This is a genomic window from Haloarcula taiwanensis, assembly GCA_002844335.1.
In the GTDB taxonomy this organism is placed as follows: Archaea; Halobacteriota; Halobacteria; order Halobacteriales; family Haloarculaceae; genus Haloarcula; species Haloarcula taiwanensis.
Genome location: CP019154.1, coordinates 2,699,062 through 2,723,189, shown reverse-complemented (window position 1 = coordinate 2,723,189; position 24,128 = coordinate 2,699,062). Strand labels below are relative to the sequence as shown.

Here is a 24,128-nt window from a genome sequence, read left to right as displayed (position 1 = left end):
TATACGTGCTTTCACTCCACGATATCGACACCGGTAATCTCGAACCGTGCGCCGCCCTCGCTCCCCTCGTCGATGGTCACCGTCCAGTCGTGGGCGTCGGCGATCTCCGCGACGATCCAGAGCCCGAAGCCAGTGCCGTCGTCCGATGTCGAGTAGCCCGTCTCGAACACGCGCGATCGGTTTTCCTCGTCGATACCATCGCCGTCGTCCTCGACGTAGAAGCCGTTCTCAAGCCCTCCGATGGTGACTGTCACGTCATCGCCGCCGTGTTCGACACTGTTGCTGAACAGGTTTTCGAGCAGTTGTTCCAGTCGGCTTCCGTCGGCACGAATGACAGCGTCGGCCTCGACAGTAAGTTCAGCGCCGCCGGTTTCGACGTTGTGCCAGCACTGCTCGGCCGTGTCCGCAAGCGCCACGACGTCGGCATCAACCGACTGCTCGTCGCGTGCGGCCGCGAGCAGGTCGTCAATGAGTGTCCGCATCCGCGCGAGCGCGTCGCTGGCGCTGTCGAGGTGTTCGCTGCTGTCCTCTTGCCGGGCCAGTTCGATTCGGCCCTCGGCGACGGAGAGTGGGTTCCTGAGGTCGTGGCTGACGATGCTAGTGAACTCTTCGAGGCGTTCGTTCGTCTCCTCCAGTTCCTGCTCGCGGCGCTTGCGCTCGGTGATGTCTCGGTCGATACCGATTGCCCGGACCGGCGTCCCGTCGCCGTCGGATTCGACGCGGCCCTTTGCTTCCATCCACCGAATCTCACCCTCACGGACGATTCGGAACTCGGCTTCGTACATGCCGGTCTCGGTTGCCGATTCGATGCGGGCCGCCACGTCCGCCTGGTCCTCTGGGTGGACCATCGGTAGAAACTCGTCCAGCGACTCGATGTCAGTACCATACAGCGTCTCCGACCCGGGGTAGTACGCCAGGTCGCCGGACTCGAACTCGCGGTCCCAGACGACCGCATTGGTGGTTTCTAGCGCGATCTCCATCCGCTCGCGCGCCTCCTCCAGTTCGCGCTCCCGCAGTTTTCGGTCGGTGATGTCCTGGACCGAGCCCCGGAGCTTGACAACGTCGCCGTTCTCGGTGACTGGCTCACACAGCGCGCGGACCCACCGGTAGTTGTCGTCGTCGCCTGTACGCACCTCCATATCGTACCCCTCGGCCGTTTCTATCGCCCGCTGGAACTCCGCCCTGATAGTGTCTCTGTCATCGGTGTGGTACAGGTCGATGATGGATTCGAGGGTCAGTTCGTCGTCCGGAGGCAGTTCGTGTATCCGGTAGAACTCGCGTGTCACTGTCATCGCCGGCGGATCGGTTGTCACGTCTACCTCCCAGCCGCCGACGCTTGCAATCCGTTGTGCCTGGTCGAGGAGCTCCTTCGTCCGCGTAAGCTCCTGCTCGCGTGCTTTTCGGTCGGTAATGTCCCGGCCGATGCCGGCCAGCATCGGATTTCCGTCGGGGTCCTCGACGCGGGTTGCTGTGAACTCGTAGGGAATCCGGTCTCCGGATTTAGTAATAAACGGGACCTCCACGCGGGTGGTGTCTCCCTCGAACACCGATTCGATCGCGGCTAGAACAACATCTCGATGCTCTTCCGGGAAGAAATCGGCTCCGTGGGCCCCGGCTACTTCCGCGGCCGAGTAGCCGGTCACGTTGAGCAGACTCTCGTTCCAGCGCCGGAAGTGGCCGTCGCTGTCGAGGACGTAGAACACGTCGTCGATAGCATCCAGCATGTCGTCGGTGTACTTCTTGTACCGTTCGAGGCGCTCCTCGCGTTGCTGCCGTTCGAGTTCGTAGCTCACCCACTGCGCCGCGAGATGAACGAACGTCTTCTCATCCTCGGTGAAGGGTGTCTCGCGGGGCGATCGGTCGACGAAACAGAGCGTCCCCGAATACGTGTCATAGACACGGACCTCGCCGCTGATGTACGTCTCGAACTCCCAGCGCTCGTATGCCGGGTCGGACACCCAGCCCTCCTCGGACGCTTCTGCGATTGCCATGATGCCCTCTGTGTCGGCCATCTTCCGGTAGTACGACTCCGACAGCGGCGTGACTGTTCCCGGTTTGAGCCGCTCGTCACTCCCGCTCGCATAGCGGATGGTGAACTCGTTGCGGTCAGTATCGTTCGAAGACAGGAACGCGCCGGCGGTCCCGAGGCGCTCCCGGCCCAGGTCCAGAACCGCCTGGATCTTCTCATCGAGGGTAGCGTCGGGGTCGGCGCTGATCTCGTAGAGCGTCCGGAGCGTCTGGTTGTGCTCCGCGAGCTGGTTCTTTGTGGCTTCGAGTTCACGCTCGCGGTTCCGCCGCTCGGTGATATCACGAGCGAAGCCGGCCACGCGAACTATCTCACCGGCGTCGTTGGTGATCGGCTCACCCTGTATCCAGACCCAGCGCTGGTACTCCTCCGCTTCGTTGACGCGGCATTCGACATCGGCCGACTCGCCGTTGATGAGGCACTGCATCGCGTCTTTCATCCGCTCGCGGTCCTCAGGGTGGATCCCATTCAGGAAGTCGTACGGGTTGTCACGGAGCTTGGTCACTGACCGCCCCCAGATGTCCTCGTAGGCGGAGTTGATAACAAGGACCTCGCTCAAGTCGGCGGTAAACTCCCAGAGGATATCGTTGGTTGCTTCCGTGAGTTCTCGGACGCGGCGCTCTGACTCGGCGGCCTGTCGCTTCGCGCGGTACTCGGAGACCGCGTTTTCGATGCGGTTGGCCAGCAGTTCGTACACCTCGACGCCGAACGACTTCTGCAGATAGTCGGTAACGCCCATCGAGATCGCCTCGCTGGCTACCTCTTCGCTCCCTTTCCCGGTGAACAGAATGAACGGCAGATCTGGGTTCGTCTCCCGAATCGCATCGAGCAGTTCGATGCCGTTCATCCTCGGCATATCGTAGTCGGAGACGACAGCGTCGAACCCGTTTTCCGCGAGTCGGTCGAGTCCGTCCCGTGCGCTGGTCGCGGTTTCGACGGAGATCCGGTCATCCGCGGCCTCTAGGGAATCCGCTGCGACAGCCACGAAGTCGGGGTCGTCGTCGATGTGTAACACCCGAATCCGGTCGCCGACGACATCGGTTTCCCGGCCCGGGTGCCGGCCGCGGAGCGCCTCAGTCATAGTCAACTAGTTCACAGGTCCACGCAAAAACAGTTCTGGCAGTTAGCTCGCGTTCGCGTATGACCGAACCGGCAGCCAATGTCGATGAGACCTTACCGAACGTGTGGTACTGCCGACCGCCGTTGGATCGGTTGCCCGGGACAGGTGGTTTCAATCCGCCGCGCGGCCGCCGCCACCGGCGTATGCGCGAGTCACGTCGACGAGCGCCTTCCGGAACTCGGACTCGTCCGGTTCGGGCGAGAGTGCTGCGAAGTGGCGCTTGAACTCCGCAAGGTCGACCGATTCGGCGTCCTGTGCCGCGGCATGCGCGAGGTCGTACAGCCGGTGGTCTGTCTCGACCAGATTGTGGCGTTCACACAGCGCAAGAGCGAACGCTGCGTTGACGGCCGTGATATCCGGGTCTGCAGCCGGCGTCAGCCGCGCGGCCGGTTCACCCGGCTGTCGAACCCGGGTCGACGATGTCGAGCGGTCCCATGTCGGTGGGTCACCGGGTCGGTCTGCGACGGCAGCCGCGAGACTGGCTTCCAGAAACGGCACCAGCTTGTCTCCGGGCACCACCGGCATCCAGATATCGTCGGCGTAGACGTCTTTCATGTGGTTGGCGATCTGGTAACAGTGCGTGAGTTTTCGCTGTTCGACCGAACGCCCCGCCAGCGCGAGATAGATGGCTTCCCGTGTCGACTGGGTGTGTGACGGATGTCCGCGTTCGTGGTGGTGCATATGCGCGTACTCGTGTAACGCCAGTTCGCGGGCCATTGCGCTCGTGGCGGCTTGGCGGGAGATTGTTAGCCGGTGGGCGTCGTCGCTGTGGCTAACGCGGGTGCGCTCATCGGGGTCCTCTCGGACCCGGACAGTCACTGGTCGTTTCAGGTCGTGTTCCGTCGAGAAGAGGTCCTTCGCTCCGAGAAACGGTTCGGCCGGCCCACCCTGCACGTGCACGTCCATGTGTCACTATGCCACGGGGCGCAGCGCTATTAATGCACGGGTGGGGGCAGCGTTCGCACGCAGCGCTCAGTACTCAAGCCCCGCGAAACCGCGTTCCAGATCGGCCCTGAGGTCTTCGACATCTTCGATACCGACGGAAAGGCGGATGAGCGTATCAGAGATGCCCAGTTCGTCCCGTGCCGCCGGTGAGAGTGGTTCGTGGGTCATCGCCGCCGGAAGTTCCGCCAGGCTCTCGACGCCGCCGAGGCTGACTGCCAGCGTCACCGTCTCTAATGCTTCGAGAAAGCGCTTGGCGTCGGCCATATCTCCGGCCAGTTCGAACGAGAGTACGCCGCCAAAGCCCTGCATCTGCTCGCGAGCCAGTTCATGCTGTGGGTGACTCTCAAGTCCGGGATAGTGGACCGTTTCGACGCGCTCGTGGTCGTCAAGGTACTGCGCGAGGGCCATGGCATTGCTCTCGTGACGAGCCATTCGGACGCCCAGCGTCTTGATTCCTCGCGAGATGAGATAGCTGTCGAACGGGGCGAGCATGTTCCCGAGTGCAATCTGCTGGCGGAACTCCACTCGTTCGGCCACCTCGGGGTCGTCGGTAATCAGCGCGCCGCCGACGGCATCGCTGTGGCCGTTGAGGTACTTCGTTGTGCTGTGGACCACGAGGTCCGCACCGAGCGACAGCGGCTGCTGGAAGTACGGACTCGCGAAGGTGTTGTCGACGCCGACCGTCGCGTCGTAGTCGGCGGCGACGGCCGCAATCGCGTCGATGTCACACAGCTTGATACGCGGGTTCGTCGGGGTCTCGACCCAGACTAACTCCGTTTCCGGCGTCATCGCGGCCGCGACAGCGTCGGCATCAGTCGCGTCGACGAACTCCACGTCAACGCCAAGCTGGTCCCGGAACAGCGTTTCGAACATCCGTCGCGTGCCCGCGTACAGGTCATCAAATGCAACGACGTGGTCGCCCGGTTCGACCAGTGAGAGTACCGCTGTCGCAACGGCCGCCGTCCCAGAGCTGAAGGCATAGGCCCGCTCTCCGCCTTCGAGCGCGGCTAACTCCTGTTCGAGGCCGTGTCGGGTCGGGTTTGACAGCCGCGAGTAGAGGAACTCTCCGTTACCGGGGTCGATGTCCTCTAGAGACAGATCCGTGTCGAGGCCAGCCAGTTCGTAGGTCGAAGAGAGGTGTATCGGGAGCGTGACATCCCCCGCTGCTGACGCCGTCTCGGTACCGACTGCGATCGTGTCGAGGTGTGGACGCCGAGTCATACGCTCCCGTCCGCTGGCTGGCGCTAATACCTTTGCAATCATTACTCATCCGTATGCAAATAATTATAATCGCAGAGCATACGCTCCCGACTACCGGCCGAGCGGAATGCCAGACCATGCCACGCGAACGGCCGGATTTCGAGCGGTCACGGCCGTAGTGAAACACTATCCTTTTGACCCTGCTGTTGATAGAAAGCTGTATAATGGGCCGACGTAAGAAAATCGTCCAAGAATGTGAGACACTGATGGACGATCCGGAGCACATCCGGAACATCGCCATCGCTGCTCACGTCGATCACGGAAAGACGACGCTGACGGACAATCTGCTGGCCGGTGCCGGCATGATTTCCGACGACACCGCCGGCGAACAGCTGGCGATGGACACCGAGGAAGACGAACAGGAACGCGGGATCACCATCGACGCGGCCAACGTTTCGATGACCCACGAGTACGAGGACCAGAACCACCTCATCAACCTCATCGACACCCCCGGCCACGTCGACTTCGGTGGCGACGTGACCCGCGCGATGCGTGCCGTCGACGGCGCGCTGGTGGTCGTCGACGCCGTCGAGGGCGCGATGCCACAGACCGAGACGGTGCTCCGGCAGGCGCTCCGCGAGGGCGTCAAGCCGACGCTGTTCATCAACAAGGTCGACCGCCTCATCTCCGAGCTCCAGGAAGGCCCCGAAGAGATGCAGGAGCGCCTGCTCGCGGTCATCCAGGACGTCAACGACCTCATCCGCGGCATGACCGAGGAGATGGACGACATCGAGGACTGGACAGTCTCCGTCGAGGAAGGGACCGTCGGCTTCGGCTCCGCGCTGTACAAGTGGGGTGTCTCGATGCCGTCGATGCAGCGGACCGGCATGGACTTCGGCGAAATCATGGAACTTGAGCGCAACGACAAGCGCCAGGAACTCCACGAGCGTACGCCGCTGTCTGACGTGGTTCTGGACATGGTGTGTGAGCACTTCCCGAACCCCGTCGACGCCCAGCCCCGCCGTGTCCCGCGTATCTGGCGCGGCGACGCCGAGTCCGAACTCGCCGAGGACATGCGGCTGGTCAACGAGGACGGCGAAGTCGTCCTGATGGTCACTGACATCGGTGTCGACCCTCACGCTGGCGAGATTGCCGCCGGCCGTGTCTTCTCCGGCACGCTGGAGAAGGGCCAGGAGCTGTACGTCTCCGGGACCGCGGGCAAGAACCGCATCCAGAGCGTCGGCATCTACATGGGTGGCGAGCGCGAGGAGGTCGAACGCGTTCCCGCTGGTAACATCGCCGCTGTCACGGGGCTCAAGGACGCCATCGCCGGCTCCACGGTCTCCAGCGTCGAGATGACCCCCTTCGAGTCTATCGAGCACATCTCGGAGCCAGTTATCACAAAGTCCGTCGAGGCACAGAACATGGATGACCTGCCGAAGCTCATCGAGACGCTCCAGCAGGTCGCCAAGGAAGACCCGACCATCCAGGTCGAAATCAACGAGGACACCGGCGAGCACCTCATCTCCGGGCAGGGTGAACTCCACCTGGAAGTCATCGGCCAGCGTATCGAGCGCAACCAGGGCATCCCGATCAACACTGGTGAGCCGATTGTCGTCTACCGCGAGGCCCCGCAGGGCGAGAGCCGCGAGGTCGAGGGCATCTCGCCGAACCGCCACAACCGCTTCTACATCTCCGTCGAGCCGCTCGGCGACGATATCGTCGAGACGATCAAGATGGGCGAAGCGTCGATGGACATGCCCGAACTGGAGCGCCGTGAAGCGCTGCAGGAGGCCGGCATGGACAAGGACGACTCCCAGAACATCGAGCACATCCACGGGACCAACATCCTCCTCGACGAGACGAAGGGTATCCAGCACCTCAACGAGACGATGGAGCTCGTCATCGAGGGCCTCGAAGAAGCGCTCGACGACGGCCCGCTCGCGTCCGAGCCGGTCCAGGGCTCCTTGCTCCGTCTCCACGACGCCCGACTCCACGAGGACGCCATCCACCGCGGTCCGGCCCAGGTCATCCCGGCCGTCCGCGAGGCAGTCCACAACGCGCTCATCGACGCGCAGATCAAGCTGCTGGAGCCGATTCAGCAGGTCCGCATCGACGTGCCCAACGACCACATGGGTGCCGCAAGCGGCGAGATTCAGGGCCGACGTGGCCGCGTCGACGACATGTACCAGGAAGGCGACCTGATGGTCGTCGAGGGCGTCGCGCCCGTCGACGAGATGATCGGGTTCTCCTCCGACATCCGCTCGGCCACCGAGGGCCGTGCCTCCTGGAACACCGAGAACGCCGGCTTCCAGGTCCTTGCCGACAACCTCCAGCCTGACAAGATCAGCGAAATCCGAGAGCGCAAGGGCATGAAGCAGGAACTGAACCCGGCTATCGACTACTTCTAGACCACCTTTTTCGACGGGGGGTTCGGGCGCTACGCGCCCTCAACCCCCGCGCAAAAACGTGGGCGAAAAAGGCGCGAATCGCGAAGCGATTCGCGGGAAACCGCGCGCCGTTGGCGCGCGGTATGCCGTCCCGCGCTTTCACCGCCCTTCGTTCTGCTACTGAACTGCGTTCACTCTCCCGCCCGTGCTCGCAGGCGGTCGATTCGGTTCCCCAGCGGCGGCGACTTCGAGAACGGGTTGGCGAACCGTCGCCTCGATGGCTCCATGTCGTGGACGGCGGCGTACCGTTCGAGTGCGTCGGCGACAGCGTCCGGGCCGAGGCGGTCGGCCGCGTAGTCGTCGGCTGCCCGGACGCCGCGGCGCGTGGCCCACAGGCTGCCCAGGGCGAGGCCGAGGCTCACGCCGGCAAGCGGCCACAACGGGCCGATATCGGCCAGCGCCACGAACAGCGGGACCAGTGCGAGCAGCAGGCCGCCGACGACTCGGGCCAGCACTCGGGCCTGCTGTCGCCCGGCCTGGACCGCGAGCAGGGCCGTCGCCGTCTCGTCGTCGAGCGCGTCGAGGAACGTGCTCGTCACGAACAGGCGGCGGTATCCGGGGACGCCGCGGACGGTCGCGTTCGCCGTCCCCTCGCGGTCGGTGTCGAGTATCCGGATGTCACGGACGGTCAGTCCCGTGCGCTCCCCGAGCCGATTCAGCGTCGCTTCGGTCGATTCGTCCGGCGTCCGGACCGACCGAACGACCGGGATAATCCAGGGGGCCGCGGCCTGCAGGGCAACGACGAGCGCGGCGACGACGGCCAGCAGGACGACCGGCGACAGACCGGTTTCCAGCGGCGCGATGACGACCGTCACGAAAACCGACAGCCCGAAGACGTACCGCCCCATCCGGACGAGCGCCCGGCCGGTCGAGAGGTTGATGTCACGGACCCTGCGGACGCCCCGAACGGTCGGCGCATAGGCGGCGAGTCCGATACCGCCGGCGACGAGTAGTTCCGCGAACATCGCCAGCAGTGTTCCGACCGTTCCGCCCCCGCCGCCGACCACTGCGTAGCCGAATCCGAGTAGCCGAAAGAGGACGTACGACAGCAGGGCGAACGGGAGCAGGACCCCGAGGTACAACTGCCGGTACCTGGCGACAGGGTTCGAGAGCCGCTGTACGACTGCGCTACCGAGTGCGCCGAGGGCGAGGCCGGCGATGGCGAGGATGACGGCGAGGACCACCGCCGTACCTACCGCTATCGGAGGTGACTGGAGGGCGTACACGTACGACATGCTTCGCCATCGCGCAAAAAACGTAGCGTTCCCCTGTCAGCACCTGTCACGTCGAGGCCCCACGCTTAGGTCGCCCGGCACCGAACGGCAGGGTATGAGCGACCGGCTGCATCAAATTGTGGACCTCCTCGTCGCTGCTGTCATCGCCGGCACGTCAACGTTCATCTGGAGTTACGTCCTGCCGACGGGGCTGGCACTGACGCTCGCGGGGATGTTCGCGGCGATGTACTACTTCTCTCGCAATCCCTGGGGATCGACCCGCGGCGAGGCGTACAACGAGTGGATCGATGACCTGTATGACCGCTATCTCCCGTGAGACCAAACGAACGGTTTCTTATACGTGCCCCTGCTGAGTCATCCACAATGAGCCGAGACATCCAGGAGGTGAGCGGGCGATGAGCGACTCGACCGACGAGGTACGGTCCTACACAGTTCGGCTGGAACTGGTCGACGAACCGGGCGAACTGCTGCGGGCGCTCGAGCCCATCGCCAACAACGGCGGGAACCTCCTCTCTATCTTCCACGAGCGGGGGAACGTGACCCCGCGGGGCCACATCCCCGTGGAGGTCGACCTGGAGGCGACCCCCGAACGGTTCGACGGGATCGTCGACGCACTCCGGGACGCGGGCATCAACGTCATCCAGGCCGGGGCAGAGCAGTACAGCGAGGCGTTGACGATCATTCTCACCGGCCACCTCGTCAACACTGATCTCTCTGACACGCTCTCGCGGATTCACGAATCCACGGACGCGACCGTAACCGACCTCTCGCTGTCGGCACCGGAGGGCACGGACGATGCTTCCAGTGCTCGCATCCGACTGGCAACGGAGGAAGGGGCGGTCAACGAGACGATGTCCGCTATTCGTGCTGTCGCAAACGAGAAGGGACTCCACGTCATTGAGCCACTCGCTGCGGGAGGTGAGGCATGAGACTCGCCGTCATCGGGGCCGGTGCAGTCGGCTCCGCTGTCGTCGAACTGGCGGCCGACCACGGCCACTCCGTCACTGCCTTCGCTGATTCCAGCAGCGCCGTCATCGACAGCACCGGTATCGACACTGCTGAAGCGCTCGACCGGAAGCGGGCCGACGGCGTCGTTGGAACCGACGCACCTGAGGCCGCGCTCTCGGCCGAGTACGACGTGCTCGTCGAGGCGACGCCGACAACGCTTGGCGACGCTGAGCCGGGATTCGGCCACGTGCGGGCCGCACTCGAACGTGACCGCCACGCCGTGCTGGCGAACAAAGGCCCGGTCGCCGAACGATACGCGGACGTTCGCGCGCTGGAACGGGAAAGCGAGGGGTCCGTGCTGTTTGAGGCCACCGTCGGTGGCGCGATGCCGGTCCTCTCGACTATCAACGACTTCGACCCGAGCCATATCACCGCCGTCCGCGGGGTGCTCAACGGCACCGCGAACTTCATCCTCTCGCGGATGGCGACCGAAGGGCTGGATTACGAACACGTCCTCGCGGAAGCACAGGACCTGGGCGTCGCCGAAGCCGACCCGACCTTTGACGTGGACGGGACCGACGCAGCGCTGAAAGGTGTCATCATCGCGAACGTCCTCGCTGACGACGAGACGGAGTACACGCTCGATGACGCTGCGGTAGAAGGAATTCAGGACATCTCCGGCAGCGCCCTCGAACTCGCCCGGGCGGACGGCCGGACCGTCCGACTCGTCGCCGAGGTCGTCGAGGGGTCTGTCCGTGTCGGCCCGCGACTCGTTCCGGACAACGCGCCGCTTGCCGTCTCCGGGACCCGGAACATCGCCCAACTGGAGACCGAACACGCCGGCCAGCTCAACATCTCTGGTCGCGGTGCCGGCGGCCCAGAGACGGCGAGCGCGGTACTCGCAGATATCGGCCGACTATAACGGGACAGCAAGGTTTCTACCGCAGCCACACCGTTTCTGTATTCACTGTCTGTCACAGCCACCTGTCTGTTTGTCACTCGAAACAACACTATCCTGGCTGTGACTGTCGGTATCAGCGTCTTCCTGACCAAGCTATCGGGTGCCACACTACCATGCCATGTCGTGGCGAATCGCAAGAAAGCGACGGCCTGACGCTTACACGCTTTCGAAATCGTTTTATGAACCACCAGCTAATAAACCCGATACAGCGCCTCTGCGCGTGAGAGATAACAATGAGCGACGAACAACACCAGAACCTGGCCATCATCGGCCACGTCGACCACGGGAAGAGCACGCTCGTCGGCCGACTCCTGTACGAGACAGGATCGGTACCGGAGCACGTCATCGAACAGCACAAGGAAGAAGCCGAGGAGAAAGGCAAGGGCGGCTTCGAGTTCGCCTACGTCATGGACAACCTCGCCGAAGAGCGTGAGCGTGGTGTCACCATCGACATCGCCCACCAGGAGTTCAGCACCGACGCCTACGACTTCACCATCGTGGATTGTCCCGGGCACCGCGACTTCGTGAAGAACATGATTACCGGCGCGTCCCAGGCCGACAACGCCGTCCTAGTCGTCGCCGCCGACGACGGCGTTCAGCCGCAGACTCAGGAGCACGTGTTCCTGGCCCGCACCCTGGGCATCGGTGAACTCATCGTCGCCGTCAACAAGATGGACCTCGTCGACTACGGCGAGTCCGAGTACAAGCAGGTCGTCGAAGAGGTCAAGGACCTCCTCACCCAGGTCCGCTTCGACTCCGAGAACGCCAAGTTCATTCCGGTCTCCGCGTTCGAAGGCGACAACATCGCCGACGAGTCCGAGCACACGGGCTGGTACGACGGCGAAATCCTGCTCGAAGCGCTCAACGAACTGCCGGCACCGGAGCCGCCGACGGACGCGCCGCTCCGACTGCCGATTCAGGACGTCTACACCATCTCCGGTATCGGTACGGTCCCGGTTGGCCGTGTCGAGACGGGTATCCTGAACACGGGCGACAACGTCAGCTTCCAGCCGTCCGACGTCTCCGGCGAAGTCAAGACCGTCGAGATGCACCACGAGGAAGTCCCGAAGGCCGAGCCCGGTGACAACGTCGGGTTCAACGTCCGCGGCGTCGGCAAGGACGACATCCGACGCGGTGACGTCTGTGGTCCGGCCGACGACCCGCCATCGGTCGCCGAGACCTTCCAGGCCCAGATCGTCGTGATGCAGCACCCGAGCGTCATCACGGAAGGGTACACCCCGGTCTTCCACGCCCACACGGCACAGGTCGCCTGTACTGTCGAATCCATCGACAAGAAGATCGACCCGTCCTCCGGTGAGGTTGCCGAGGAGAACCCCGACTTCATCCAGAACGGGGACGCTGCCGTCGTGACGGTCCGCCCACAGAAGCCGCTCAGCATCGAGCCGTCCTCCGAGATTCCGGAGCTCGGCTCGTTCGCCATCCGCGACATGGGTCAGACCATCGCCGCCGGCAAAGTCCTCAGCGTCAACGAGCGATAACGTATGTCCCAGCAGGCACGCGTTCGGCTCGCGGGCACAAGCCCCGAGGACCTCGACGACATCTGCGCCGACGTGCGGGAGATAGCGAACAAGACCGGTGTCGAACTCTCCGGTCCGGTTCCGCTCCCCACCAAGACGCTTGAGGTTCCCACCCGCAAGTCCCCCGACGGTGAGGGGACTGCGACGTGGGAACACTGGGAGATGCGCGTCCACAAGCGGCTCATCGATATCGACGCCGACGAACGGGCACTGCGCCAGCTGATGCGCATCCAGGTTCCCAACGACGTCTCCATCGAGATCGTCCTCGAGGACTGAGCCTCGGGGAAACTGTCGCTTTGCGACAGCGTCGTTGTGTACGCCCGTCCGAACCGCTGGCCGGGACAGTGTGAATCGCTATCGAAGGCCGCTCTCACGCGCAGGGTTTTTATAACTCCGCGTTCGAGTGGCAGACTACGCGGGCTCGTAGATCAGTGGCAGATCGCTTCCTTCGCAAGGAAGAGGCCCCGGGTTCAAATCCCGGCGAGTCCATAGCGTTACTTCGTTCTGGCGAACTATCCCGAAAAGCGTCAGCTACGCCCTTCTATCTGAATCTTACTCGCAGACCCATCTGCGTATAAAGTCGAAGTCAAATCGAACCACGAACGGTTACGAATTATCTGAGGTGCAGTCTTGCGATTTTGCGAAGGATTTGGCCGTTTCCCGAACGGGGGTGGTTTCTCTTGAGTAACCGACTTGTCGAGAACGCAACTATCGAGAAGTCGAACTGCCAGCACTGCGGGGCACACGTTTCGCGTGACTTCCGGCGGACGTTCGGCGACGGCGATGATATCGCTCACCGCTGTCCGGCGTGTGACTGTATGCCCCGTATCTCGCGGGGCACCGCAGCTGGGAAAGAACTCGACTACCCCGACCCAGAAGACCAGCCACAGCGGAATCAGGGCGGTCGAGTGGAAGCCCGGACTGACGGGGGTGAGAGTCTGTGACTCCGCAGTCTTCGCTGTTCGATTACGAACCGGACCTGTCGCCACTGACTGACGCCGAGCGAGAGGTGTACGAGGCTGTGGGCATGGGCCAGTATGGGCCACGGGAGTACGCCCGGAAGACTGGCCGTTCACCCGGTACTGTGGGCAACCTCCTTGGCCGTGCTCGCGAGAAACTGGAGGTGGTTCCGGCGTGACTGGGTTCGTTCGTGCTTCGGAATTATATGACGTAGAAGCAGGCGAACCCCTTCAGTTCGACTGGACAAACTTCCAACCTCTCGCAAAGAGTCAAGCCGAGGTCGAGCGGGCGGTGGCCGCCGTCGAGACTGACGGGGGGCGATGCGAACGATAGGGCTGGCCCCTCACGAACTCCACGCCAATCTCCTGTTCAATAGCGACGGCCTTGCGCCGTTTTTTGCACTGGACAGTGAGGTCAAGGCTGGTGAGGGGTCAAAGAGCGGCGAGTTCTTGCAGGACGGCGAGCGGTGGGTCGTTCGTCTCTCCTACCAGGACAGCAATATCGTTCACCCCGGCGAGCGGACGCCACAGGGAACGGACTGGCAGCTGCAGACCATGCGCGAGTACCGGCTAAAGGTTGCCCGTCATCCCGAGGAGGATTCGGTCGGACAGCAGGATTTCGTAGCCCATGTTGCCCCACGCTGGCCCGGGATGCAGGGTGAGCGTGACGACGGCAGCCGTATCGAGATTCCCGTTCCGGACGGCTTCGGCGAAGGTGTGAACGTCCGTGTGAAGGGATCGAATATCGAGTTCCACCGATATCCCGAGCTACTGCAGCGGGCTGCCATCGAGATCGGCGTCACCGGTCGGTACTTCGAGGAGCCACATCCCTACAGCAACGTTCAGGACGCCGAGAAGTACGCCCGGGTTCATCGCGACGCCAGCGGGCCGGTCCACGCTCGCGATGGGCCGATTGCGGCGATGGGTCACCTCCTGGAGTCAGATCGCCGTGGCTATCGGAAGATCGTCCAGAACGATGACGACGAGCGCGGGCGGAACCTGCTAGGATACTACCACACGGCCACACTCGGCCCGAAGCGGATTCGAGAGGCGTTCCCCGACCACCACCTCCCCAAGGAGGTGAAGCACTACTACGCCCGCGAGGCGCTGTCTGTGCCCGACGACCATCCGCTATCCCACCCGAAAGTCGGCTCGTCTCTGCAGGCCTCGCTGCTGGATGATGACGAAACTGTCCGGTGGCGCGACTTGGAGACGCTGGAACGGGAGTTAGACCAGACTGTGCTGTCGGTACTGGCCGATGCGGGTATCGACATCGCACCATCTGGTTCCGGCCCATTTGTCGAAGATTCGTACTTCGAGCCGGAGGTAGACCACTCCGGCCCCGAACCGGTGGGCTTGGATCTGACGCGAGTCGAGCAGAAGCAGGAGAGTGTCGTCGTGCGCCATCTCTCAGACGGGCTCTCGCCGGTGCAGTGGGAAGCCCTGGAGATGTTGGTGGCAGACGGCGGGCAGGTTGCTCCGGCGGATATAGCCGACGAGTACAGCCGTCATGTCGAGAGTGTCCGTCGAGCGCTTCGAGAGATGGAAGACTTGGTGATATCGGACTATGCCGACGTGTCGCTCCGGTCGGAGTACGTCGCGGAGATGGTTCACGCGGCCGTCGACGAGGCGCGTGAAGCCACCCGGCGAGCTGTTGACACCGCGGCGAAGGCCGCGGAAGCTGCCGAGCGTGGGCTGGAGAATACGATGAGCGCGTTCATCGCATGGGCAGCCCGCCATGGTATCGATGTAAAGGACGCCCGAGAGGCACAGATGACCCTGCGGTTCGGAGAGATCGAGAAGCACGGGAAAGCGATTCGCGAAGGCTTCCGGGTGTGGAAAGACGCGGGAATGCCAGAAGAACGCTACCGGCAGGCCCAGGTCCAGCTCGCGGACGGCTCGCGAGGGACGGCCTGGCGCTGGCTCGCCACCGGGTAGCGGCCCGCCTGCTGAGAGGCATCACTGTCCAGCACCCCGAAAACACCGCTTGTTTTGCCGATTTTCTCCCTGACCGGCATGGCCGCCGGCGTGATCGAGGCTTGACCGAGCCCATAGCTCGGCCGTCGCCCGAACGGAATCAAACCCGGGGGGTTGTGATTCCGTTTAGAGGTGTGGCTAAGGCCACTTCATCAAAATACACCGCACGGTCTCAGTCGCGACTGCCGAACTCACTATACAGCTGGTACCCAACCCACAGACTCAGAATGGCTACTGCATTTATAAGAAAATTATCTTGTACCGATTTTCTTATTTCAACAATCGGGTCGCGCATATTTATCAATACATCCATCATTATGGGGAGAATCAAGCTGAGTGTGGTAACAACCCCAATAGCACCAATGAATAGTCCGACCTTTTGAACAGAATTCGTAGATCTGATCAGAGAGCGCAACCGATCGCTTATCCTTACTGTGATCGTTGCAGAGAGCGAACTGGCATAACCTCCTGCAAACCCTGCTATCAGACCAATCACCAGATCATACTGTATCTGTGCTATACTTGGACTGTACATATAACAAATTGAAATTCACAAGCACATAAACGGTCGCCGTCAGAATAGCTCTCTGAGAGCTAATTTCGCTTGAAATGCATCCCTATGCCTCCCCCCTCCGTGCCAGTCGAGAGTTGGCAAACGTGAGGAGTGTCGCATCTCCCACTCCAGTATCTCTACGCCTCGACCACGAACGCGATACACACCGAACACATACCACCCGTTCGCGGCGCGTAGCTTCTCGTGGTACTGATCGTATAGCTTAAACGTCCCCGGCTGACCGTCAGAATGCCGGTGCATTGCGGCCTTGATTTCAACAGGCGTTCCATCGAGCCGCTTCGCGTCGTGCCAGCTGCACCTATCGAGATTGAGGTCATATCGCTCAGCGGCTTTCCGCTCGACGAGCGTGCCATAGTGATTCGCCTTGTGACTCCGACTCATTCGCGCACCTCGCGTGCGTCATATATAGATACTCCTCTGGGCTGTTCGCGGCCGCTGCCCATGGCTCGCGCGTGCTCGCACCGCGAGCGCACGCCATGGGCCAATACCAAGGCTGCGCCGGGGGGTTGATTGTTGTTGGGTTGCTCGAATTCCGTCGCTGTCATGCGGTTAGCTCCGTCACTTCGCCAACCACGTTTCGGTGCTTTCCATCGTCTTGGTACTCGTTCCAACGTTGTCGGACCCATTCGGCGCTGTACGGGACGAAATCGGCAATTTCGTGGTTTGGTCTGTCCGGTTCTGACTCTTTAGCAGTGATGACAGTGTAAATCGCGAGCTTCCGAGAGAGGTCTTCTGGGTCCACCTCGTCGCCGTCATCCTCGCCGCTCGACCACGACCACGTAGTTGGTTCCTTGTCATCATATCTCCAGTCCGTTTCGGGAATTCCCGAGACGGAGAAAATCGGGTTGACGCCCTTCCGGTTCCGCACGTCTTCGTAGAAGGTCGCTTCTTTCAGCCCCTCCTTGTGGACGCACACACCGAGTTCCCGAACGAGTGGATGGACGTCCCGACCGTCGTGGCCGATGATGATGAGCGAACCGCCGTACTTCCGGATCTTGTAGGTGAGCGGTCCGAGCTTCGTCTTCGTTTCATATCCGTCCGATCCACTCCCGCCGGCGTTACTGCTGGCCTCGTCGAAGATGAACAGTTTCGGGACCTGCTCGTTGTGCATCGGGTCACCGTCCTGTTTGAGCCACTCGTTCAGCTCGCCGTAGTTGGCGAGCCAGCCATCACGACGATCTCCGTCCGAGTCGGTCCACTCATCGGTTTCTTCGAGCGTCCGGATGTTCGATGCGACCAGGGCGTCTGAGGGCTGTTGTTCCTTCCAGAGCTGTCCGAGCAGACAGGCGAAGTTCGACTTGCCAGTACCGGGCTCGGCCCATTCGTAGAACATCGGAGCGGGGCCGGTCATCTGTGCCCGGAGCTGGTCGATAGCTTTGATTCCGGAGATATCGGCCCGCTGGCCGGCGTCTCCAGTGAAGTGCTTCAACGATTGCATATCACCGTTCGCCATGGCCCGCCGTGCTGTTTCAGTGCCTTCGATGCGGATGATTTCCCGAACGTGCGAGAGATCCTTAGCCTGTCCCGGCATCTTTCCGGGCCGGTCGCAGTGGCGTGGATCGTAATGCGTTTCGAGGATCGAGAGATAGCGCGATAGTTTCTCATCACGGACGATTCCGGCGTGTTGGTGTACCTCGTCGGGATCGCGCTGGCCGTAGCCGTCCTGATACTCGCGGAACTGTGCAGGCGTGTAGAGGTCGTTTCCGTCGTCAGTCATCGTTTAGTCGTGGGTCCTGCGGTTGCTCACTGGTCGGTTCGTCTTGCCCATAGCCCACAGCGGCGTCTGCTGTGGGATCGGGTGCGTCGGTGAGGTCGTGGATGGTGGGTGCGTCTTCGGGATTCTCGCCGTCTTCGATGAGGTCACCGAAGGTCTCCTTGGCCGCTGTCTTCTGAATCATCTGGCCGCGCTCGTTGGCTTCGGCGTCGGCGGTGACGAGCTTCTTTTGCAGCTCGACGGACCCACGGGACCACCGACCACGGATTGCGGCGAGTTCTTCGGCGCGGTTGATGAGCCAGCCGTGGATATCCTGCATCTGCTTCTTGCTGGTCATTAGCTGGGTGTCCTGACAGCCTTCGAGCCAGACGCCCTTGACGCGGAGCTGGCCGATGTCTTCGAGATACTCGTACTCGCGGACAGCCCACGCGCTGCCACCGTTGACAGGATATGGGTCCGGGCCGTCGATCTCTTTCTCGCGCCAGAGTTCGGGCGGGACGTAGTACTTCTCGGTCGTGTCCTCGACGGCGTTGACGTGGTGAACTTCGACCCAGTTACGTCGACGGAGCCAGCGGGCGATCTTCGCACCGACGAGATAGCAGGGGATCGCCAGCACAAGCCAGCCGACGGCGATGGCGGGAATCCACGTCGGCAGGGTCGGCAGCTGTGGCTGGTAGTAGGCGAACAGCACGGCCGCACCGGCGAGCATCCCACCGATGAGTAGCTTGTACTCGGCAAGCAGGTAGACAAGCCGGTCGCGGTTGTTCTGGAAAGTCGGTGCGGGCTTCATGCTACCTCCGGACGGCCGTTCTCGCCGCGGATTACGTTGTAGCCAGCTACGATCATCCAGATGAACGCGACAGTTGCCCCGGCGAGCCACGCCTGCAATGACGAGAGCGCGCGGAGGATGTCGAGCCCGCCACCGGAGGGCTGCTGGACGATTTCGGCGTACAGTGGCGTGTTCGCCGTGGAAATGGCGACACCGACGTAGCCGTCCTTCTCGGTGACGGGAATCTCGACAGTAGCGGTATCATCCGAGCGCAGGGCGACTGTGCGGACGGGAATCTTCCCGCCCTCCTGGAAGTGGCCGGCGTCGGAGATCGTTACGGTCTGGACTCCGCTCGACCGGAGCGTGATTCGGGCGATACCCTCTTCGGGTAGGTACTCCGAGCCGACGATCTCGGTCTGTCCGTCGATGCGCGTGGTATCAGTAGCGTTGGCTGTGGGCTGTGGGCCGGGTGTTTCGGCGGGGAGGTTGCCCGCGGACTGTGCGACGGTCGGAGCGCTGACGCAGCCAAGGCTGACCACGAGCAGCGCGACAAAGAAAATGGAACGCATGGGTGGGTTAGTTCTGGAGAACGACGATAGCCAGTAGCGTGCCGATGACGGCCAATGCAACGACTGGCGGAACACTGCCGCCGCCGAGGAAGCCACCGCCAGCAGACTGTTTCAAGGCCTTCTCGCGAGCTTCGATCTGTGCACGCTTGTATGCCAGATCCTCGTACTGTTGCTTGAGTTCGGTGACGTTGGTCGTCTCGTATGTCGTCTTCTGGATAGTGACGTTCTGGACAGTCTGACCGTCCTGCGTCGAGATACTGTCGATGGTGAACTCTCCATCCAGCTCGACAATGCGATCCGAGGTAACGACGTACTGCGTGCCACCGATATTGGACGTGTTGTAGGTCGTTCCGTTCTCGAACTGACCGCTGGCTGGATTTTCTTGAGAGAACAGTACGCCCTCGTACTGCGTCCCGGATTCAGTGGTGATCTGGAAGCTCCCGATCTGGTCGAAGTTCTCTGGGGAGTTCGTGCCGAGCAGGGTGAGCTGTGCGGCGGCCCAGCCTTGGAAGTCGTCGCCCGGCGACTGCTGGGACGCCAGCACGTACGGGTCCACGAGGTCGCTATTGTTGATTTCGCCAGCCTGATAGGCGCTATACGTGTTCTCTGCCAGCGTATCCATTTCATTCCGAACAGTCTGGTCTTGATTCTCGATAGTCGTCCACGTAGACTGGAACCGCTCGAAGGGGACGACAGCAACATATGACGTATCGGAACTGTATCCATGGACTCCGAGCGACTTAGCCGATATACCGAGGGTTGCACCAGATTTCGCAGTGTTTGTGATGTAGTGGTCGTACGTTTCGGTGTCGCCACCCGGACCGTAGGTCTTGGATATTTGTACGTATGTGTAGTCCTCAGTCGTGCCATCAGTGAGAGTTACGGAGTCTGTCGGTTGATTCCAGTTGTAAGTGTAGTCTCCGGTGCTTGATAGCGACTGGTCGTCAGTATCCACGTAGCTACTGTCTATGCTCTCGTTGAGGGCAGTACTACGCAGGTACTTGAAGTGGGAGACGGTCAGTGTGTACTCAGCCAGCAGATTCCGCTGGTGGGTCGCGTAGAAATCACTTACAGCCTCTTTAGCCGCATTCTTAGCGGCTGACTTACTGCTTCCGTTGTTCAGTGCGCGGATATAGGCGTTTTTGCCCTCAATGCGAGCTTGCGTCTTAGCATCCTTCAGGTCGTTGTTCAGGACGGTTAGCGTGTTGTCAGTGCTAGCATTGCTGTTGAGGGCAGACTGATAGATGTCCGTTTTGACCTGTGCAGTGTCCGTATTCGTCGTGTTGACGGTCGTCGTGCCCGGTTGAGGCGTACAGTCCAGATTCTCGACGCCGGAGAGTGCATTACCGATTTTGTCGGACGTGTCGCAGGTCAAATCAGAGTCGCCGCCGGTCGTTCCGACGACGGTCCGAACGAGGTTCACACCGCCGAGAAGCCCGCTCTTGGAGTCGAACGTCGGTTCGCCGCCGGAGTAGTCCGACACGGTGACGTTCACGGATTCATACGCGCCGTCGTTGAAGAACAGGAGTTGGTCTTCTTTGAGGTTCGCGGTGTTGTACGTCTCACGGGCTAAGACGGTCGTCCCAGTGGACGGGCCGCCCTGGGTGGTGTACTCGACAGTAAACTCCGTGCCACCGTCGAGATTGCTGGTATCAACAATCAGCGTCGTTGGGGAACCGGTGTACCCGTAGGTGACTGGTCCGCTGTCGGTGGCTGTCTGTGCCAGTGCGGGACCGACGGCCCCCACGACGGCGGAACAGACGATGAGCGCGGCGAGCAGGACCGAACGAGCGCGGGTCATTGCTCGCGTCCCCCGTCGGTTTCGACCTGCTCGACGCTGGCACGAACCTCTTGATCGTCAGCACCGGTGGCGGTGTCCTTCTGCTGTGCGTGGTGCGCGGCGATCACGCCGCCGGCAACGACGGCGGGACTGACGACGGGGAGCGGGGAACCGATGACAGCCGCGGCAATTGTGGACCCAGAGATGCCGATGACGCCCATAAGCCCATAGCTGAGTATGCGGTCCATCGGATTCACCCCAGGTAGCTGATGACGTAGTAGCCGGCAGCCTCGACGCCAACGACGACAAGACCGATAGCGGCCGAACCGACCACGATATCCTGCGCGCCAAGGATGTTCAGCCCGGTGAACAGAACGATGACGAGCGTCCCGAGCGCGAGATAGGTTTCGACAGTGGCCGAGCCCTTGGCGATCTCAACGAGATCGGTGTCGAGCTGGTAGTTCTTGTTGCGACTCTCGTTGACGCGGTTGGTGGCATATGCCATCGCCAGAGCAGCGAGCGACAGCAGAAACGCGAGGTCAATGCTCGTGCTCTGGACGGTGAACACAGAGGCGGCGAGGTCGTAGCCGAGCAGGCTGATTGAGGCGATACCGTTGGTGACGAACGCGCTGGCGGTGAAAATCACACCGGCCAGGGCGTCTTCGATGTCTATCTTTCCGAACATGGGTTGCACCGGCCGTGAGTACGACCGTATTCCGGCCGTGCAGTCTGCTGGCTAGAAAGCACCGAATCGCGGTATTCCCGGGACTCAGTAAATTTTAGTATCGGGACTGCACCGCCGGTGGCATGGAGATGCGAAAACTCTCTCCGGCAGGCGGCTGTGTGACCGTCTCGATACCGATAGACGATCTCCGCGAGCGCGGAGTCGTCGACGAAGATGGCGAGCTGGTGGGCAACCACTGGGCGAAGGTCGAGAGTCTTGACCAGGACGACGAAGGCGACTACCGATTAGAGTTGGTCAGCCCATGATGCGAGCCCGACCCCACGGGGTTAGACTCAGATGTAACGCCAATCCTCGATGTATGCACCTGTGGGCTGTGGGCCGTGGGCTACGGTGCATAGACTCGGGATGGTTGGGCTGGGAGGTTGCCCCGATCACGCCGACGGCCCGGCCCCTGTTTATGAAGAACCACCCTGTCGCTCACTCCAGAACGACGCAAACCAACCCCCGGTACATACACTCGTTTAAACAATGACCCGACGCACCAGTCTCAAGATCACTGACGAACGGCAGCGGCTACTGGACAAGGCGAGTGCGATTGTCGCGAGCGATCAGCACGACGATCCGCCGATGTCCGATGTATTGGATGCGGCGCTGACGCATCTGGTCGAGAGTGAGGAGAACATTGACGACGCGCGTGGGGAGCTGGATCCCGAGACGATCCAGCAGTTCAATACGAGTGTGATCGGACTGCGGTATCGGACGAGTGTAGAAAGTAGCTGGCGCTAACACTTACAGATCGGAACAGACAGTTTTCGCGGGACGTGAGTGGATAGCTGTGTGTATATTGTAGTTAAGTTGTAATCTATTTTCTTTAGATTATCCCACCTCGCCGATGATGGATGGCAGATTATTCCGGAGATCCTTCGGAGTTCAAGGTGTACTGGTTTGCGCGAGATCTCATCGCTTCCAGTTACGGAAGTTACGCTAAAAAAGAAAAAGTCACACTCAATCAGCTTTCAACACAGCTGGGAGAAGAACTCGAAGACGAAAGGTTCAGCGGTGAGTCGTCTATCGACCGACAGAAGCGCATAATAAGAGATACCATCACGGATTCGGTCAACAGGACGTATGCTGGTGATATCTCAAAGCGATATCGCCAGACCGAAGATCTTGTTGAGCGGATCCTTCGGCGGATAGACACAGAGGACGACATCCGCGAGTTCCGAATTGCGATTGATGCAGTGGTCCGTACCAGTGAAATTCTGGAAACTACACCGAGCTTCGGCAAGTCCGAGATCGTTGAGATAGTCGACGAGACGCTCCAGACGGAATCTGGAACACTGGACCCTGCCAGAACCTATGATGCCCTGTTTAACGTTGATTTTGAGGGAGAGGCCTATCAGCTCGGTGCACAGCGTGAACCACTCATTGATTATATTCATGAGAAGATAGCGGATCTTCAGTCGGATCCACAGACAGAAGAGAAAGAAGTAGCGAGGATCGTTTCGGGCATTGTTCAGGAGTACGAACGACGTGCGGGCCAGAGTCGAGCATCTACCGCAGGGAACGTTCTCGAGACCGGTCTTCACTACATCTTCGAGCAGTTCGGGATTCCTGCTACAGGCGACCCTGCCCATTTCGGGGATCTCGAGATTGACAACATGGTTGAGGGACCAGAAGGTAATATCGGGTTTTCCTGTAAACGAACGCTACGAGAACGGTTCCGGCAAAGTCTTTCGCGGGAGGCCGAAATTGGAGTTGACGAAGTCTGGTTCGTTTCCCTCCTTATGGCAGACGTCTCTAAAGAGAAATTGCAGGATATCAGCAACGATGGGAGCAGGATCTACGTCCCTCGCGACTCTTTCGTCTGGAATCGGTATCAGGACGATGAAGAACTCTCCTACACCCTCCGTCCAGCAGATCAGTTTATTGAAGATATAGTCGAGTTTACTGGAGCGTCTGCGGATCTATGAATCAAGATGTTAAATCCCGAATTGAGAGGTACAAATACTGGGATATCTTCGATGAGGCAATTGCAAAAAAGACGAACAGAGAAATCCTCAGGGATATTGAAACTGTAATGGACAGCGCAGTTGATGGTGTCACAGAGCGTGCGAGGAAAGAAGGGAAGGATGTATCGCAAGCACGAGTGAATGCCGCAGGCAAGTATTTTCAGGCACTTGTTTCGTATGCTACAGTAGATATCGCCGAGGAAAATGACCTGAAACTACTACATAGCAAAGAACTCGGGTCAACTGAACTGTCGGACGTAGTACCGACTGTCGGCGAAGATGAAACCGTTCTTTCACCAGATTCAGACATTGTCTACTATGATCCCAGCGGAGGGCCAATCTTCATTATTTCCTGTAAGACGAGCTTCCGAGAAAGAATGGCACAGAGTGGGATGTGGAAAATCCTCTTTGAGGTAGCGACGCATTCATGCTCCGACCCGAACTGTCCCACTCACGGCTATTCTTTTTCTGGAGACTTCGAACGAGAGATTCACATGGGTTTCGCTACCGTTGATTTCTACGACGACGTCGGATCGAAGGATATCGTGGAGATGTTTGATTTCGGATATTCACCAACAGTAGCTGCTGGAGAATCTGGAACTGCATATCCGATTGAATCTTTAATAGACCATATCGACAATCGCTGGGAAGGGATCGTATAGGAAC

At 60.9% G+C, this 24,128-nt stretch carries 25 protein-coding genes and 1 tRNA gene; 14 read left to right on the top strand and 12 right to left on the bottom strand.

Translation table 11 applies throughout. From position 1 onward, the window contains the following. Positions 1–11: 11 nt before the first annotated feature. From BVU17_13855 to BVU17_13845, 3 genes are all read right to left on the bottom strand, one after another. Entirely contained in the window at positions 12–3,107 is a 3,096-nt protein-coding gene (locus BVU17_13855) for a hybrid sensor histidine kinase/response regulator (protein ID AUG48556.1), read from the bottom strand. A gap of 150 nt (positions 3,108–3,257) precedes the next feature. Further along, the gene (locus tag BVU17_13850; GenBank protein AUG48555.1) at positions 3,258–4,052 is read right to left on the bottom strand and encodes a hypothetical protein; all 795 of its coding nucleotides are present in this window, start codon (positions 4,050–4,052) and stop codon (positions 3,258–3,260) included. 66 nt (positions 4,053–4,118) lie between these two features. After that, entirely contained in the window at positions 4,119–5,312 is a 1,194-nt protein-coding gene (locus BVU17_13845; GenBank protein AUG48554.1) for a cystathionine gamma-synthase, read from the bottom strand. A gap of 203 nt (positions 5,313–5,515) precedes the next feature. On the opposite strand from BVU17_13845, the gene BVU17_13840 reads away from it, so the two are divergent. Further along, complete coding sequence (locus tag BVU17_13840; protein AUG48553.1) at positions 5,516–7,702, top strand: elongation factor EF-2; 2,187 nt, start codon at positions 5,516–5,518, stop codon at positions 7,700–7,702. Positions 7,703–7,872: 170 nt separating this feature from the next. Here BVU17_13840 and BVU17_13835 read toward each other — a convergent pair whose 3' ends face one another. Next, on the bottom strand, positions 7,873–8,925 hold the full coding sequence (locus BVU17_13835; GenBank protein AUG48917.1) for a peptidase: 1,053 nt from the start codon (positions 8,923–8,925) through the stop codon (positions 7,873–7,875). A gap of 145 nt (positions 8,926–9,070) precedes the next feature. Between BVU17_13835 and BVU17_13830 the strand changes: the two genes are divergently transcribed. The 9 genes from BVU17_13830 (at position 9,071) to BVU17_13790 (ending at position 15,320) form a co-directional block, all read left to right on the top strand. Continuing rightward, on the top strand, positions 9,071–9,292 hold the full coding sequence (locus BVU17_13830; protein ID AUG48552.1) for a hypothetical protein: 222 nt from the start codon (positions 9,071–9,073) through the stop codon (positions 9,290–9,292). A 79-nt stretch (positions 9,293–9,371) separates the two neighbouring features. Beyond that, the gene (locus BVU17_13825) at positions 9,372–9,905 is read left to right on the top strand and encodes an amino acid-binding protein (GenBank protein AUG48551.1); all 534 of its coding nucleotides are present in this window, start codon (positions 9,372–9,374) and stop codon (positions 9,903–9,905) included. Continuing rightward, entirely contained in the window at positions 9,902–10,846 is a 945-nt protein-coding gene (locus BVU17_13820; protein ID AUG48550.1) for a homoserine dehydrogenase, read from the top strand. Before BVU17_13825 ends, BVU17_13820 begins: the two co-directional genes overlap by 4 nt. 272 nt (positions 10,847–11,118) lie before the next feature. Beyond that, a complete protein-coding gene (locus BVU17_13815; protein AUG48549.1) occupies positions 11,119–12,384 on the top strand; it encodes a translation elongation factor EF-1 subunit alpha in 1,266 nt (421 codons plus the stop codon). A gap of 3 nt (positions 12,385–12,387) precedes the next feature. Continuing rightward, positions 12,388–12,699 carry a 30S ribosomal protein S10 gene (locus BVU17_13810; protein AUG48548.1) on the top strand — a complete coding sequence of 104 codons (312 nt, stop codon included), beginning with the start codon at positions 12,388–12,390 and terminating at the stop codon, positions 12,697–12,699. A 141-nt stretch (positions 12,700–12,840) separates the two neighbouring features. Continuing rightward, positions 12,841–12,912 (top strand) — tRNA-Ala (locus tag BVU17_13805). Positions 12,913–13,103: 191 nt separating this feature from the next. Next, the gene (locus tag BVU17_13800; protein AUG48547.1) at positions 13,104–13,367 is read left to right on the top strand and encodes a hypothetical protein; all 264 of its coding nucleotides are present in this window, start codon (positions 13,104–13,106) and stop codon (positions 13,365–13,367) included. Continuing rightward, positions 13,364–13,561 (top strand): RNA polymerase subunit sigma-24, encoded by a 198-nt coding sequence (locus BVU17_13795; protein AUG48546.1) that lies wholly within the window; start codon positions 13,364–13,366, stop codon positions 13,559–13,561. The genes BVU17_13800 and BVU17_13795 overlap by 4 nt, the downstream gene beginning before the upstream one ends. Positions 13,562–13,703: 142 nt before the next feature. Beyond that, positions 13,704–15,320, top strand: a complete 1,617-nt coding sequence (locus BVU17_13790) for a MarR family transcriptional regulator (protein ID AUG48545.1) — start codon at positions 13,704–13,706, stop codon at positions 15,318–15,320. A 211-nt stretch (positions 15,321–15,531) separates the two neighbouring features. Here BVU17_13790 and BVU17_13785 read toward each other — a convergent pair whose 3' ends face one another. From BVU17_13785 to BVU17_13750, 8 genes are all read right to left on the bottom strand, one after another. Next, entirely contained in the window at positions 15,532–15,894 is a 363-nt protein-coding gene (locus BVU17_13785) for a hypothetical protein (protein AUG48544.1), read from the bottom strand. A gap of 39 nt (positions 15,895–15,933) precedes the next feature. Further along, the gene (locus tag BVU17_13780) at positions 15,934–16,314 is read right to left on the bottom strand and encodes a hypothetical protein (GenBank protein ID AUG48543.1); all 381 of its coding nucleotides are present in this window, start codon (positions 16,312–16,314) and stop codon (positions 15,934–15,936) included. A gap of 160 nt (positions 16,315–16,474) precedes the next feature. Continuing rightward, the gene (locus BVU17_13775; GenBank protein ID AUG48542.1) at positions 16,475–17,650 is read right to left on the bottom strand and encodes a hypothetical protein; all 1,176 of its coding nucleotides are present in this window, start codon (positions 17,648–17,650) and stop codon (positions 16,475–16,477) included. Continuing rightward, positions 17,643–18,437: a hypothetical protein gene (locus BVU17_13770; GenBank protein ID AUG48541.1), complete on the bottom strand. Its 795-nt coding sequence runs from the start codon at positions 18,435–18,437 to the stop codon at positions 17,643–17,645. Before BVU17_13770 ends, BVU17_13775 begins: the two co-directional genes overlap by 8 nt. Next, positions 18,434–18,985 carry a hypothetical protein gene (locus tag BVU17_13765; GenBank protein ID AUG48540.1) on the bottom strand — a complete coding sequence of 184 codons (552 nt, stop codon included), beginning with the start codon at positions 18,983–18,985 and terminating at the stop codon, positions 18,434–18,436. Before BVU17_13765 ends, BVU17_13770 begins: the two co-directional genes overlap by 4 nt. 7 nt (positions 18,986–18,992) lie before the next feature. After that, positions 18,993–20,786, bottom strand: a complete 1,794-nt coding sequence (locus BVU17_13760; GenBank protein AUG48539.1) for a hypothetical protein — start codon at positions 20,784–20,786, stop codon at positions 18,993–18,995. Continuing rightward, positions 20,783–21,013, bottom strand: a complete 231-nt coding sequence (locus BVU17_13755) for a hypothetical protein (protein AUG48538.1) — start codon at positions 21,011–21,013, stop codon at positions 20,783–20,785. Before BVU17_13755 ends, BVU17_13760 begins: the two co-directional genes overlap by 4 nt. Before the next feature lie 5 nt (positions 21,014–21,018). Continuing rightward, positions 21,019–21,450, bottom strand: coding sequence for a hypothetical protein (locus BVU17_13750; protein AUG48537.1), 432 nt, complete (start codon positions 21,448–21,450; stop codon positions 21,019–21,021). Positions 21,451–21,572: 122 nt separating this feature from the next. On the opposite strand from BVU17_13750, the gene BVU17_13745 reads away from it, so the two are divergent. The 4 genes from BVU17_13745 (at position 21,573) to BVU17_13730 (ending at position 24,124) form a co-directional block, all read left to right on the top strand. Further along, positions 21,573–21,755 (top strand): hypothetical protein, encoded by a 183-nt coding sequence (locus BVU17_13745; protein AUG48536.1) that lies wholly within the window; start codon positions 21,573–21,575, stop codon positions 21,753–21,755. A 223-nt stretch (positions 21,756–21,978) separates the two neighbouring features. Then, on the top strand, positions 21,979–22,236 hold the full coding sequence (locus tag BVU17_13740) for a hypothetical protein (protein AUG48535.1): 258 nt from the start codon (positions 21,979–21,981) through the stop codon (positions 22,234–22,236). A 113-nt stretch (positions 22,237–22,349) separates the two neighbouring features. After that, complete coding sequence (locus BVU17_13735; GenBank protein ID AUG48534.1) at positions 22,350–23,423, top strand: hypothetical protein; 1,074 nt, start codon at positions 22,350–22,352, stop codon at positions 23,421–23,423. Continuing rightward, a complete protein-coding gene (locus BVU17_13730) occupies positions 23,420–24,124 on the top strand; it encodes a hypothetical protein (GenBank protein AUG48533.1) in 705 nt (234 codons plus the stop codon). Before BVU17_13735 ends, BVU17_13730 begins: the two co-directional genes overlap by 4 nt. Positions 24,125–24,128 lie beyond the last annotated feature (4 nt).